Source organism: Clostridium sp. 001 (assembly GCF_019056555.1).
GTDB lineage: Bacteria > Bacillota > Clostridia > Clostridiales > Clostridiaceae > Clostridium_B > Clostridium_B ragsdalei.
In genome coordinates this window covers 866060-880363 of the sequence record NZ_CP020473.1, presented here as the reverse complement: position 1 = coordinate 880363, position 14304 = coordinate 866060, and the positions used below count along the sequence as shown (strand labels likewise).

Genomic DNA, 14304 nt, shown 5'->3' with positions numbered 1-14304 from the left:
ATTTTAAGAACTTTTTGAATTATCTTGATTTATTTTGAAACTTACATTCTAGAATAAATCATAATCATTATAGGAGGTAGTTAAATGTACAATTTAAGAAACAGAAATTTTTTAACACTAATGGATTTTACAACAAAGGAAATAAATTTTATGCTTGATCTTGCTAAAGATCTCAAGAGGGCAAAGTATGCTGGAACGGAGCAACCAAAACTTAAAGGAAAGAATATAGTTCTATTGTTTGAAAAGGATTCAACTAGGACAAGATGTGCATTTGAAGTTGGAGCAAAGGATCAAGGAGCAAATGTAACATATTTAGGACCAACTGGAAGCCAAATGGGAAAGAAAGAGTCAGCAGCAGATACTGCAAGAGTACTTGGAAGAATGTTTGATGGTATAGAATATAGAGGATTTGCACAGGAAACAGTTGAAGATTTGGCTAAATATTCAGGAGTCCCAGTATGGAATGGCCTTACAGATGCTGATCATCCTACTCAAGTATTGGCAGATTTCCTTACTGCAAAAGAACATTTGAATAAACCATATAACAAGATGGTGTTTGTATATTCTGGAGATGGAAGAAACAACGTAGCAAATGCACTTATGATTGGTGCATCAAAAATGGGTATGGATTTTAGAATAGTTAGTCCTAAAGAATTATTTCCATCAGAAGAATTGTTAACTAAATGCAAAAATGTAGCAAAGGAAACAGGAGCAAAGATCACAGTAACCGATAATATTGATGAAGGTGTAAAAGGCGCAGATGTTCTTTATACGGATGTATGGGTATCTATGGGAGAACCTGATGAAGTATGGGAAAAGAGAATAAAGCTTTTGAAGCCATATCAGATAAATAAAGAAATGATAGAGAAGACAGGAAATGAAAAGGTAATATTTGAACATTGTCTCCCTTCTTTCCATGATTTAAAAACTAAAGTGGGAAAACAGATACATGATAAATTTGGCTTAAATGAAATGGAAGTTACAGATGAAGTATTTGAAGGAAAGCATTCAGTAGTATTTGATGAAGCAGAAAACAGAATGCATACTATAAAAGCAGTTATGGTTGCTACACTTGGAGATTAGTTAGAAGGGAGAAGTAAAATATGTCAAAAATAGTAGTAGCATTAGGTGGAAATGCACTGCAGGCTAATCCTAATGACAAATCAGCTGAAACACAACTAAAAACATGTATAGAAACGGCAAAACCAATTGTTGACCTTATTGAAGAAGGTCATGAAGTAGTAATAGCACACGGAAATGGACCTCAGGTTGGGCAGTTAGTTGCTGCATATGAAACAGCTGCAGCAGTAAATGAAAAAAATCCAATTATGCCTTTCCCAGAATGCGGCGCAATGAGCCAGGGATATATAGGATATCAACTTCAGCAGGCAATAAAAGAAGAAATGAAAAAAAGAGGATTAAGTAAGGAAATTGCTACAGTAATTACTCAAGTTGTAGTAGATGAAAACGATCCAGCTTTCAAAAATCCAACTAAACCTGTAGGGTCATTTTTTACAGAAGAACAAGCGAAAAAACTTATGGATGAAAAAGGATATGTTATGAAAGAAGATGCAAACAGAGGATGGAGGAGAGTAGTTCCTTCACCACTTCCTAAAACTGTGATCGAAGAACCTGTAATTAAAACTCTAGTTAATGCTGGACATGTTGTTATCACTGTAGGTGGTGGCGGCATCCCTGTAGTTGATAAGGGAAATGGAGATCTTGAAGGAGTTCCTGCAGTAATTGATAAAGATTTTGCCTCAGAAAAAATTGCAGAATTGCTCAATGCAGATAAATTAGTTATTTTAACTGCAGTAGAACAAGTATCAATTAATTTTGGTAAACCAAATCAGAAAAATATTTTAAAAATGACAGTAGATGAAGCTGAAAAATATATTGAGGAAGGACATTTTGCACCAGGTTCCATGCTTCCAAAAGTTAAAGCTGCATTATCTTTTGTACAATCAAAACTAGGAAGAATAGCAGTCATTACTTCACTTGAAAAAGCTAAAGAATCCATAATGGGCTTGACTGGTACAACTATAACAGTATAATTTTAACGAACAAATGCAATCTAATTAAAATTATATTATATGCTGTAATGTTTGTATAGTATAATGAATATCCAACAAAATTATATTTATTATCTTATTAATAAATATCTATATAACATAGGAAGTTTACTAATAAAGTAAAGTTGAGATAAGGAAATGTTAGGTTATAAAATTACTGCCATATATAATTTATCTGGCAGTAATTTTATAAATGAAAAGGATTTCTAGACATAAAGTTACCGCATATTTTATTCAAAAAGAAGTATCAAATGTAGAAATTTTTATATGAAAGTCACAAAGTTAACGCTTACTTAGTTTCACAAAAGATTATTGATGTTTATAAGGAGGAGTGTTAGTATGCAAAGTGGTATAGAAGGTAGTGTACAAAACCAAGGAGAAGGAAAATTAGGACTTGTACCTTTAATTGGATTAGTAATTGGTTCTATAATTGGTGGTGGAGCTTTTTCTTTTCCAGCAGATATGGCAAAGGTAGCAAGTCCAGGTGCAATTATTATAGCATGGATTATTACTGGAGTTGGAATGTTTACACTTGGTTATGTATTTCAAAATTTATCTCAGCGAAAACCAGATTTGGACTGCGGAATATACAGCTATGCTAAAGCAGGTTTCGGGGAATATACAGGATTTAATTGTGCTTGGGGACACTGGGTTAGCTCGATGTTAGGTGATGTTTCATATTTGGTTATGCTTTTTTGTACAATAGGATATTTCTTTCCTGTATTTGGAAATGGAAATAATTTACCTGCACTAATAGGTGAATCTATATTGATATGGAGTGTTAATGTACTTATATTAAAAGGTGTAAAAACAGCTGCATGGGTAAACGTTTTAACTACTATTGGAAAACTTATACCTATATTTATATTTATAATAGTATCAATAATTATGTTTAAAGTTAACATATTCACCTTGGATTTCTGGGGAAATATGAGCACTAATCTTGGAAGTGTATTGACACAGGTAAAGGGTACAATGCTTATAACCTTGTGGGCATTTATTGGTATAGAAAGTGCAGTTGTATTTTCAAAGCAAGCAAAAGTAAGAAAGGATATCAGTAAAGCCACTATAATAGGATTACTAGGAGTACTTGTTATTTATGTTTTAGTATCATTATTGGCACTTGGTACAATGAAACAAGCTCAATTGGCTGGATTAAAGAGCCCTTCTATGGCATATGCTCTAGAATATATGGTTGGTAAATCAGGTGCTATAGTAGTAAATATAGGTTTGATAATATCATTATTAGGTGCATTTCTTGGATGGACTTTGATATGTTCAGAATTGTCATATTCTGCAGGCAAAGGTAAAGCATTTCCAAAGTTTTTTACAGAAGAAAATGCAAATGGAGCACCTAAAAATGCTCTTTTGGTTACAAATATAGTAACTCAAGTTTTCTTAATATGGGCTTTCTTTGCTAAAAGTTCGTATCAGATACTATACGCTATTGCAAGTTCTGCCGTATTAGTGCCATATTTTTTCAGTGCATTGTATGCTCTAAAATTAACTATCACTAAGGAGACATATACTGCAGGTGATAATACAAGAATTAGAGATATGGTTATATCAGGATTGTCAGTTATATATGCAGTTTGGCTTATATATGCAGCAGGCTTAAGTTATATGCTTCTTCTTACTATATTATTTTCAGGTGGAATTTTAGTTTTTTATAAAGCTAGAAAAGAGGGAAATACAATTGCTTTTACAAATGTAGAAAAAGGTGTAGTAACAATTCTAGTAATTCTTGCAGTTATAAGTGTATATATGATAGTTTCAGGGAAAATTACGATTTAGTTAAAAAATAAAAAGTAGGTAAAATGTTTTTAGGCAGAAAAAAGAAAGGCCGCCAGCAGATTGATATGCCGGTAGGCCTTTATTCATGCTAAAATCTTTTTATAATTGAATCTGCGAAAATAGAACTATTCTATAATAATTAAATTGATGAAAGCATGAAGATGAATTGTGTGTTATAATTTTCATATATAGTTAAATTTAGTAGGAGGAAGTATACTAGTGATGAGTAATTTAAAAACAATTACAATTGCATCTCTATTTATGCTGATGTCGCCATTTTATGCATATACTTGTACTTATGCTAAGGAACTGCCACAACAAAATGGTGTATCTATTAATAAGATATGGAATATAAAGTTTAATGAAAAAATCGATTATAAAACATTATATAATAATATAACTATAACAGATGCTAGCGGAAAAATGATTGATACTATTTTAAGCTTGAATAATGATTGCAAAACAGTTACAGTAACTCCTAAAGGCCAATATAAACCTGGTCAGGTTTATAAAATAACTATAAATAAGAATGTTAAGTCATTGAAGGAAAGCGCAGCTTTAGAGGCGGTTACTAAAGTTTTTTCGACTCAAAGTCAGGAAGATATACTTGCCCATCTACCCCCAACAGATTGGAACCCATTTATAGCTTCGGATAAAGAGCTTACACATTATGGCTATCCATCTAGGCCTAATGATACGCAACAATTAAAAGAATGGAAGAAAAGTGTTACAGGTGGATGGTATGATCCTGAATCAGATACAATTCCTAACCATAGTCATACATGTATTCCTTGTAAAATTGTGTGGAATAAACAAGTATATGATGTAGATGTCAGATGTGGACCAATAAATGGGCAGAAAATTGGACAAACCAGTGATGGGGGAGATATATATCAAATACCTGGAGTTAGCAGTTCATATGGCGTCATTTTAGAATTTAGTGATAAAGATGGACATAGGTGCACAAGAATTGATTATAATGCAAGCGATGCTTTATCTATGTTGTTCTCAGATCCAAGTGAAATTTCAGGAAAAGTTGGTAATTTACAATTTCCTCAATCAGCAACTAAGATTAAAACATCTGTTAATGTTGAAAATAAAAGTATACCAGTAGAACTTGCAACAGAAGTAGATGAATCAGATAAACCAATATATATTATTACATTAATTGAAACTTGGAATACTAAAGGATATTATCATAATGGCTGTATCCAAACTGTGAGAAGGCATTATTGGAGGTTTAGAGTACTCCCCAATGGATATGATTATTTAGATCAAGGAGGAGATGTTCCGCCTCAAACTAAGTAAATAATAAATAGTTTACTAAAGCACCGTATTATTCAGAAAATGGATTTTGCGGTGATTTTATATTTGTAGATCAATAAATTTGAATGTATAGATGCTATTTGATAATTGAATAATGTAGTGTTGAAGATACCTATACTTTTTATATACCTGTGAAAGCATATGAAAAAGTGTGGTACAATTTTTATGTCAATTAAATCACAATCGTAAAATATTGCGATGTAATGATATCTATTTAACTAATAGATAAATAGGTATTTGTTTATGAGAGGTACAAGAATATTTTAGTATGAATAGGAGCGACATAGTTATGGAATTTACAAAACTTAAAAATAGCCTCGAATGCTTAGGGTACAATGTAAGTGAATTTAGTCATGCATATGAAGCAACAAAGTATTTGTCTAATCAAATGAGCGATAGAACTATTGGAATAGGAGGCTCAGTTACAGTAGAGGAAATGAAATTATATGATGCCCTAGCATCTCATAATGAGGTGTACTGGCATATGCGATTACCTGAAAACATGAGTGCTATGGAGATAAGAAAGAAAGCAAACCTTGCGGATATTTATATCTCATCAGTAAATGGAATTGCCGAAACAGGAGAAATCATTAATATTGATAATACTGGAAATCGTGTATCTGCAATCAGTTTTGGACATGATAAAGTTTATTTAATTATTGGTGAAAATAAAATAGCTTCAAATTATGAGGACGCTTTAGATAGAGCAAGAAATATAGCAGCACCTCTTAATGCAAAACGTTTAGGAGTAAAAACCCCATGTGCGGTAAAGGGAGATAAATGTTACGACTGTAAAAGCCCACAGAGAATATGTAGAAATTTTTCTGTATTATGTCGAAAACCTACAGGATGTAAATATGAAGTTGTTTTAATTCATGAAAAGCTTGGATATTAGATAAAAATATATGAATGAATTTTTAAATTTTAATTTATCGTTTAGTTAGCTCGCATTTTACTTAAAAGAGGTAGCCAATACTTTTGAAAATAATTAATGGATTATAAGCATGGCTTTGATTGCATGGGTGTAAGCTATTGATACTAGTGAAGAAGCTTTTTAAATTGTGCTGCATATGTAGCAGATATTACATTCTCTAAATTAAGGTATTTTCTCCACCTGCAGAGGTGGGGATTTTTTATAGAAAGGATAGGATGCCAATGTCTACAAAAAAATCAATGATAAGGTAAAAGATTGATTACATCAGGGATCTATAGTATAACCAAATTGTCTAGAAAAATTTAATAATAGAGGTATTGAATATTGGTAAAAAAACATATTTAAGTAGTATGCTTAGAATTTTTAGAGGAGCTTAAGTCAAAACATAGGAAAGTCTATGATTTTTTAATCTATAAGTAAATTGACACAATTCATCATTAAATATATTTGGACAATTGATAGTAAATTGGGTATACTATAAAAAAGTGACTTGAATTTTAAAGTGTAGTTATATTGCATTATATTAAAAAATCAGAAAATATCCATATTGGAGATGAAAATTTGAATAAGCACATGAATTTATTTAATGAACAGATACAAAAAACAAAAATAGAATATGGGACTAGTAGTTTACCTGTAAGTGATGTACTTAAGATACCTATTTTTAAAGGATGTAAATTAATTTCAGGTGAAAGTGGAATAAGTAAACAGTGTAAGGATTTAACTATACTTGAAACTCCTGATGGTGTTGATTGGCTAAGAGGGGGAGAATTTTTGGTAAGCTCTGGTTATGCATTTAAGGATAATAAAGAAAAATATGATGATATTATATATAGGCTTCATCAAAAAGGAGTATCAGCATTTGGAATAAAGAGAAATAGATATTTAAAGATAATACCGGAAAAAATGATTGAACAATCTTGTAAATATTCACTGCCCCTTATTCTTTTACCATTTGAATTAATATATACAGATGCAGTATCGCAATTTTATGAGGCACTTTTTTATAAGAAGAACAAATATCTTTTAGAACAAAAGTCCATTCTTGAAAAATTTAACAATATAATTATAAATGGTGAAAATACACAGCAAATTGTAGAATTTATAGCAATGCTTACTGATTCAAGTGTTTTAATATTTGATTGTGTGTATAATCTTATATCAAAAAGTGTAAATAGCTCACAGCATGAATTAATAATAGGAAAAATCATAGATAATGTAAGTAAATTTTATGAGGTAAATAGTAATAAACAAATTCAGATAGATAATGTATATATAAATAAGCATGAAATAAAAAATAGAGATAAAACGTTAGGCTATTTTATAAGGATAGGAGATAATCCGGAGGATAAAGTTTTGAGGAAGACGATTAATTATGGATGCTGGATTATATCTTCGAAAATGGTAAATAATGTAGGAGATCATTTTAACAATTTAAAAATTAAAAAAATGGTTACTGAAATTATAATGAATAAGGATAATCTGAGTAAAAGTTTCTTTTTAAATATACGTGAAATTTTTCAATGGACAGATAAAGATAAATTTGTTGGAATATGTTTTCACTTTTTATATAATGATTCAATAAAAAATAAGATTAACGAGTATAAAAAACAATTTTATGACATTATTTTAATACGTATACTGGACAAGAATGGTTTCTTAATTACAGAGAAGAACAATAATGTTTTTGTACTTTTCCCACTAAGAGACGATATTTTACATAACATAAAGAAAAAGGTGGAAATTTTATGCAAGAGCTGGAAAGATGAAATTATTATATCCTATGGAACTTCAGATAAATATACTGATTTTATATATATTAAAAATATGTATTATGAGAGTATGATATCTGCGATATTTCCCACTAATAATTTAATTGCTAAAAATGATTCGCTGAGGTTTGCAAAAATTATTGGATTACTTGAAGATAATAAAGAATTGTACAATTCTTATGATAGCGTAATCTCAAAATTAGAGGACTATGATTCTAAACATAATGCTATGCTATTAGAGACATTAAAAATGTATCTAATTTGCAATATGAATAAAAAATATACTTCGGATAAATTGTTTATTCATGCTGAAACATTAAGATATAGGTTGAATAAAATTAAAGAAATTACTGGGTATTCCTTAAACACGTCCGAAGGAATTTTTATGTTATACATGGGCATAATAATTTACGAGGTTCAAAAATCAAATTAGAAATTCAAGTAATTGCGTTTTATGGTATAATCAAATTAATAAATTATAAAAAAACATTACACATTATTTAACATAAATTAAAAAAAGCCACAGTTTTTATGAATTATCATAAAAAACTATGGCTTTTTTTATGAAAGTGCTTATATTAATTACTGAAAGTTTTTGATATCATCTAAACAATAAATAGATCAAAAAAATTAGGAGGTGATTAAATGAGTAAAACTGTCAATGTAGGGTTGGTTCAAATGAATTCAAAGCTTGGAAATGTAGAGGAAAATGTAAAGAGAGCTGTAAGTTTTATAAAACAGGCAAGTTATAAAAAGGCTCATATAGTATGTTTACCTGAACTTTTTGCTACTGGATATAATCTTGATATTTTGAAGAATCAAACGAACATTTTGGGAGAAAATTATTATGATTTTATAGTAAAAAATATGTCTGAGGCTGCAAAAAAATATAATGTTTTTGTAATTGCCCCTTTTGCAGAAAAAAGAGGAATAAAAGGTGTGCTATATAATTCGGCTGCGTTATTTGATAATGAAGGTAATATTCTTGGAAGTTATGCAAAGACTCATCTTTGTGCTGCAGAAAAACTTTACTACAGAGAAGGAGCAGAGTATAAAGTTTTTAACACTAAATTAGGGAAAATAGGAATTATCATATGTTATGATGCTGGATTTCCTGAAGCATGTAGAACACTGGCACTTGAAGGAGCAGATATGATATTTATTCCTGCAGCATGGAGAATACAGGATGAATATATGTGGGATTTGAATCTTGCCCAGAGAGCTCTTGAAAATGTACTTTTTACTATAGGTGTAAACAGGGTTGGAATAGAAGGAAATTTACATTTATTTGGAAAGAGTAAGATATGTGCACCAAACAGCTCAATTATAAAAGAACTGCCAAAAGATTTGGAAGAAGTTGATGTTGTGGAAATTAATCTTGAGGATATAAGTAAGTTTAGAAGTGAAATACCATACTTGAGAGACAGAAATCCAATTATATATAAAAAAATTGTTGAAGAATACTAATGAAAATTGAGGGGTGATTTAAATGTCAAAAGAAAAAGCAGGAGACGATTATGCATTAAGTAGAGTGCCTAGTAATGTAAGAAGACCTATGTGGGAAGTACTTATAATAAGACTTGGTTGTTTGGCATGTGTTTCACAAGTTATGCTTGGAGCTGCTCTTGGTTATGGAATGACATTTTGGGGTGCTTTCTGGGCTACAATATTTGGAAGCGTTATCCTCCAGGCGGTAAGTTTCGCCATAGGTGCAGCTGCTGCTAAAGAAGGGCTTTCTACAAGTCTTCTTTCAAGATGGTCTGGATTTGGGAAAGCTGGTTCATCAATAATAGGGGGAATTATAGCAATATCTCTGATGGGGTGGTTTGGAATACAAAATTCCGTTTTTGCAGAGGGTATATATAAAGCAACTGGAATTTTTAATATGCAAATTTGGTCTGCTATTACAGGTCTTGTAGTTACAATCATAGTAGTTTACGGATATAAGGTATTGAGTCTTACAGCGGATGTTACTTTACCACTTTTCTTGTGCACTATGGTATATGCTGGATTTAAATTGTTATCGGGACATGATATAGGAAATCTTATAATGACTGCACAACCTGCAGGAAAAATTCTTTCTATGGGTGCGGCAACAACTATGGTTGCAGGAGGATTTATAACAGGTGCAATAATAACTCCTGATTTAAGTCGTTATATGAAAGGACCTAAAGATGTTTTTGCGGCTACTGTTGTAAGTACATTTGTTGGTGAATTAACTATAAATTTACTTGGTGTTTTAATGGCTCTTGCAGTTAGGACAAGTGATATTGTAAGCATAATGCTATCTATAACAGGATGGCTTGGTGCAGGTATTGTAATATTTTCTACACTTAAGATAAATGATATAAATTTATATTCAGCAAGCCTTGGTATAACTAACATGATAGATGCTATATTTAATATAAAATTGAATAGGGCTGCTGCTACCTGGGGAATAGGAATATTTAGTACAATCTTATCTATGTTAGGTATTATAAATTATTTTCAGAGTTTCTTAACTTTACTTGGAGTTACATTACCTCCTGTTGCAGGTATTATTTTTGTTGATTACTATATATTAAAGAGAGATAGAAAATTACTTGAAGCAACAAGGCATGATGAAAATCTTCCGGAGAGCTGTGAAATTATAAATCCTATTGCAATAGCAGCATGGATTATTGCATCAATTATTGGAAAATTCATAAATATAGGAATACCTGCTATAATGTCTCTGCTTGCTGGTGCAATTATTTACTACTTAGTGTCTATGCTATATAAAGCTGTAACTAAAAGTGAAAAAATTGAATTTAAGAGAACTGTGGATATATAACAATAATTATTGCTAGTAAATGAAATTGTTAAAATATTATTTGAAATTACAATATATGGCTTGATAGGTAGAGAAGACCCGTTGGAAAATACCAGGGAGGAAAGAATATGTCAGATAGTGTATTATTAGACGTTATGAAAAAGAGAAGAAGTATTAGAAGGTTTTCTGAAGAACCAGTTACAAAATCTGAGGTTATGGAATTGCTTAAAGGAGCTGTTACAGCTCCCTCTGGCAGCAATATTCAGCCATGGTTGTTTGGAATTATAGATGATCAAAAACAATTGAATAAAATTTTCCCTTTTAGTCCGGGATTGGGTGGGAAGCCATCCTGCATAATTGTAGTTTGTTCTAATCGAAAATTAGCATATGATAAAGGAGGTAAATTGGGAAGAGATGAACTGGCAATAATGGACATTTCTATGGCATCAGAAAATATTATGCTTCTGGCCGCAGAAAGAGGCTTAGGAACTTGCCCTGTAAAGTCTTTTAATGCTCAGGCAGTTAGAAAAATATTAAAGCTCCCTGAATATGTATCGCCAGATTTAATAATAACTCTTGGATACCCTAAAAATGAGACTAAATCGCCTCCTAAAAGAAAGTTAGAGGATGTTCTTTTCTATAACGACTGGGAGGAAAAAACATATGAATGAAAAATTGATTGAGTTGCTTGCTTATATTGTTTCAAGTGCAGTTGGATGCCTAAATGAACCTAAAATATACGGTTCGCTTAGACTTATTGATACAACTCAAAAAATAATTGAACTGTTTAATGAGCTGAATCTTGTTGAAGATGAAAATTTAAATAAGATAGCCAATATAATAAATGAGGAAAAATCTCTATGCATGAGTGATGATGCAGCATTTGAAAAGATGCTTAATAGTGTATCAGATAAATTAGTACAATTAATAGTAAATGAAGGGAAGTAAGGCTATGAGGAAAATAGGTGTTAAAGAAATTGAGGATATAGCAGTTGGAGCTGCAGTATATGGTACAGGCGGTGGTGGAGATCCATACGTTGGCAAACTTATGGCTATTGATGCCATAAAAACTTATGGAGAAGTTACACTACTTGATGTGGATGAAGTACCAGAGGATGCAATTGTTGTACCTAGTTCCATGATGGGAGCACCGACTATTTTAATTGAAAAAATACCTAACGGTAAAGAAGCCTTAAGTGCTTTTTCACTTTTAAAAAATTATATTGGAAAAGAAATTTCTGCTACAATTCCAATTGAAGCAGGGGGGCTTAATTCAATGATACCTTTTGCAGTGGCGGCAACACTAGGAATACCTGTTGTAGATGCAGATGGAATGGGAAGAGCTTTTCCAGAACTTCAAATGGTAACTTTCAGCCTTGGTGGAGTAAAATCAACACCAATGATATTATGTGACGAAAAGGGAAATGCTACTATGTTTAATACTATAAACAATAAGTGGACTGAAACTTTAGCTAGGGCTGTAACTGTAGTATCGGGCGGCTCAACGATGCTGGCAAGTTATGCTATGACAGGGTCTCAAGTCAAAGAAACTTCAATTAAAGGAATTATAAGCACAACTGAAAAAGTTGGACGTGCGATAAGAATAGCAAAAAGTAATAATACAAATCCTGTTGATGCAGTACTCAAGGCAAGTGGAGGATTTGAATTATTTAAAGGCAAGATATGTGATATATTGAGAAAAACAGATGGTGGGTTTGTACGTGGAGAAAGTAAAATGATGGGTATTGACGAATATAAGGGAAAATCAATTAAAATTGAATTCCAAAATGAAAATTTAATGGCACAAACTGATGATGGAAAAGTACTAGCTACAGTGCCAGATCTCATTGTGGTACTTGATATTGAAACGGGACATGCCATAACAACGGAAACACTTAGATATGGAAACAGAGGAGTGGTAATCTGTATACCTTGTGATGAAAAATGGAGAACTGAAGCGGGAATTAAGACTGTAGGACCAAGATATTTTGGTTACGATGTAAATTATGTTCCTATTGAACAAAGAATTAAAAGCAGAATGGGGGAATTTTAAAATGAAATATAGGATTGGTATAGATGTTGGTGGGACCAACACAGATGCAGTAATTCTTGATGAAAGTTTAACCCCTGTAGCAAAAATAAAAACTCCAACTACTTTAGATGTAAGTTCGGGAATATACAGGGCACTTTTGGAAGTTTTAAGAATAAGCAATGTACCAAGGGAAGATATAAAATACGCTATGCTTGGAACTACACACTGTACTAATGCAATTGTTGAACGTAAAAGGTTAAACAAAGTTGGTGTTATAAGGATTGGGCTTCCTGCTACCACAGCAATAAAGCCAATGACAGGATGGCCTGAAGACCTTAAAGAAGCAATAGGTGATTTTAGGTATATGGTTAAAGGTGGATTTGAATTTGATGGAAGTGAAATTTCAACACTTGATGAAGAATATTTGAGAAAAATAGCAAAAGAAATAAAGGAAAAAGTCAATTCTATAGAAGTTACATCTGTATTTTCACCTGTATCAAATGAACATGAGATCAAGGCTGCAGAAATTTTTAAAGAGGAGATGCCAAATGTACCAGTATCTTTATCGTCCGAAATTGGAAGTATAGGTTTTCTGGAACGTGAAAATGCAAACATATTAAATGCATCTCTGGTAGATGTTGCAGAAACTACTGTTAAAGGTTTTATAAAAGCGCTTAAAAATGAAAATATAAATTGTCAAGTTTATATTGGACAAAATGATGGCACACTTATGTCTGTGGATTATGCAATGAAATATCCTATACTTACTATTGCCTGCGGACCAACTAATAGTCTTAGAGGAGCTTCTTACCTTGCAAAACAAAAAAATGCACTTGTTGTAGATGTAGGAGGTACAACTACGGATATTGGTGTACTTATAAATGGATTTCCGAGAGAGTCTTCTACTGCAGTTGAAATAGGAGGAGTAAGGACAAATTTCCGTATGCCAGATCTTGTATCTATAGGACTTGGAGGAGGAACTGTTATACGAAAAGCTGACAATAAAGTTTCAATTGGACCGGATAGTGTTGGATATAAACTTATAGAAAAGTCACTGTGTTTTGGAGGAGATACGCTTACTACTTCGGATATAGTAACCTCACTTGGTATAGCTAAAATAGGTGATAACGAAAAAGTAAAAGAAGTTGACTCAGAAATGGCAAAAGAAGTATATGAAAAAATAATAGATATGGCAGAAGGGGCAATTGATAGAATAAAGACAAATGCAAATGATATGAAAGTTGTATTGGTAGGTGGGGGAAGTGTGCTTCTTCCAGACAAATTGGCAGGGGCATCAGAAGTCATAAGACCCGATTACTTTGATGTAGCAAATGCTATTGGTGCAGCAATATCCCAAATAAGTGGTCAGGTTGAAAAAATATTTATGTTGGATAAGATTGGACGAGACGAAGCTATCGAAGAAGCCAAAAATATGGCTATTGAACAGGCAATTAAAGCAGGAGCTGATCCTTCATCCATAGAAATTGTAGATATTGACGATGTACCACTTGCGTATATTCCAGGAAATGCAACAAGGATAAGAGTGAAGGCTGCAGGAAATCTCTTAAAATAACTATACTTGG

General features: G+C 31.9%; 12 protein-coding genes. All 12 read left to right on the top strand.

Going from position 1 to position 14304, the window contains the following annotated elements:
- Positions 1 to 84: 84 nt before the first annotated feature.
- Positions 85 to 1083, top strand: a complete 999-nt coding sequence (gene argF / locus B5S50_RS03940; RefSeq protein ID WP_217303165.1) for an ornithine carbamoyltransferase — start codon at positions 85 to 87, stop codon at positions 1081 to 1083.
- 20 nt (positions 1084 to 1103) lie between these two features.
- The gene (gene arcC / locus B5S50_RS03935; RefSeq protein WP_063602359.1) at positions 1104 to 2054 is read left to right on the top strand and encodes a carbamate kinase; all 951 of its coding nucleotides are present in this window, start codon (positions 1104 to 1106) and stop codon (positions 2052 to 2054) included.
- Positions 2055 to 2411: 357 nt separating this feature from the next.
- Positions 2412 to 3866, top strand: coding sequence for a basic amino acid/polyamine antiporter (locus tag B5S50_RS03930; RefSeq protein WP_254306701.1), 1455 nt, complete (start codon positions 2412 to 2414; stop codon positions 3864 to 3866).
- A gap of 222 nt (positions 3867 to 4088) precedes the next feature.
- Positions 4089 to 5174 carry an Ig-like domain-containing protein gene (locus B5S50_RS03925; protein WP_217303164.1) on the top strand — a complete coding sequence of 362 codons (1086 nt, stop codon included), beginning with the start codon at positions 4089 to 4091 and terminating at the stop codon, positions 5172 to 5174.
- Between the two features lie 307 nt (positions 5175 to 5481).
- On the top strand, positions 5482 to 6087 hold the full coding sequence (locus B5S50_RS03920; RefSeq protein WP_217303163.1) for a lactate utilization protein: 606 nt from the start codon (positions 5482 to 5484) through the stop codon (positions 6085 to 6087).
- Positions 6088 to 6687: 600 nt separating this feature from the next.
- A complete protein-coding gene (locus B5S50_RS03915) occupies positions 6688 to 8331 on the top strand; it encodes a PucR family transcriptional regulator (protein ID WP_217303162.1) in 1644 nt (547 codons plus the stop codon).
- A 212-nt stretch (positions 8332 to 8543) separates the two neighbouring features.
- Complete coding sequence (locus B5S50_RS03910) at positions 8544 to 9365, top strand: nitrilase-related carbon-nitrogen hydrolase (protein WP_063602315.1); 822 nt, start codon at positions 8544 to 8546, stop codon at positions 9363 to 9365.
- A gap of 22 nt (positions 9366 to 9387) precedes the next feature.
- Positions 9388 to 10710 (top strand): cytosine permease, encoded by a 1323-nt coding sequence (locus B5S50_RS03905; protein ID WP_063602316.1) that lies wholly within the window; start codon positions 9388 to 9390, stop codon positions 10708 to 10710.
- A 107-nt stretch (positions 10711 to 10817) separates the two neighbouring features.
- Entirely contained in the window at positions 10818 to 11360 is a 543-nt protein-coding gene (locus B5S50_RS03900; RefSeq protein ID WP_013239437.1) for a nitroreductase family protein, read from the top strand.
- The gene (locus B5S50_RS03895) at positions 11353 to 11637 is read left to right on the top strand and encodes a DUF6092 family protein (protein WP_063602317.1); all 285 of its coding nucleotides are present in this window, start codon (positions 11353 to 11355) and stop codon (positions 11635 to 11637) included. The genes B5S50_RS03900 and B5S50_RS03895 overlap by 8 nt, the downstream gene beginning before the upstream one ends.
- Positions 11638 to 11641: 4 nt before the next feature.
- Positions 11642 to 12742: a DUF917 domain-containing protein gene (locus B5S50_RS03890; protein ID WP_063602318.1), complete on the top strand. Its 1101-nt coding sequence runs from the start codon at positions 11642 to 11644 to the stop codon at positions 12740 to 12742.
- 1 nt (position 12743) lies between these two features.
- A complete protein-coding gene (locus B5S50_RS03885) occupies positions 12744 to 14294 on the top strand; it encodes a hydantoinase/oxoprolinase N-terminal domain-containing protein (protein WP_217303161.1) in 1551 nt (516 codons plus the stop codon).
- Positions 14295 to 14304 lie beyond the last annotated feature (10 nt).

What these genes read in the sequence shown, in the direction of transcription:
- B5S50_RS03905 (WP_063602316.1), top strand. Translation starts at nt 9,388, where the DNA reads ATGTCAAAAGAAAAAGCAGGAGACGATTATGCATTAAGTAGAGTGCCT.
- B5S50_RS03885 (WP_217303161.1), top strand. Translation starts at nt 12,744, where the DNA reads ATGAAATATAGGATTGGTATAGATGTTGGTGGGACCAACACAGATGCA.
- B5S50_RS03910 (WP_063602315.1), top strand. Translation starts at nt 8,544, where the DNA reads ATGAGTAAAACTGTCAATGTAGGGTTGGTTCAAATGAATTCAAAGCTT.
- B5S50_RS03890 (WP_063602318.1), top strand. Translation starts at nt 11,642, where the DNA reads ATGAGGAAAATAGGTGTTAAAGAAATTGAGGATATAGCAGTTGGAGCT.
- B5S50_RS03900 (WP_013239437.1), top strand. Translation starts at nt 10,818, where the DNA reads ATGTCAGATAGTGTATTATTAGACGTTATGAAAAAGAGAAGAAGTATT.
- B5S50_RS03920 (WP_217303163.1), top strand. Translation starts at nt 5,482, where the DNA reads ATGGAATTTACAAAACTTAAAAATAGCCTCGAATGCTTAGGGTACAAT.
- B5S50_RS03930 (WP_254306701.1), top strand. Translation starts at nt 2,412, where the DNA reads ATGCAAAGTGGTATAGAAGGTAGTGTACAAAACCAAGGAGAAGGAAAA.
- argF (WP_217303165.1), top strand. Translation starts at nt 85, where the DNA reads ATGTACAATTTAAGAAACAGAAATTTTTTAACACTAATGGATTTTACA.
- B5S50_RS03925 (WP_217303164.1), top strand. Translation starts at nt 4,089, where the DNA reads ATGAGTAATTTAAAAACAATTACAATTGCATCTCTATTTATGCTGATG.
- arcC (WP_063602359.1), top strand. Translation starts at nt 1,104, where the DNA reads ATGTCAAAAATAGTAGTAGCATTAGGTGGAAATGCACTGCAGGCTAAT.
- B5S50_RS03895 (WP_063602317.1), top strand. Translation starts at nt 11,353, where the DNA reads ATGAATGAAAAATTGATTGAGTTGCTTGCTTATATTGTTTCAAGTGCA.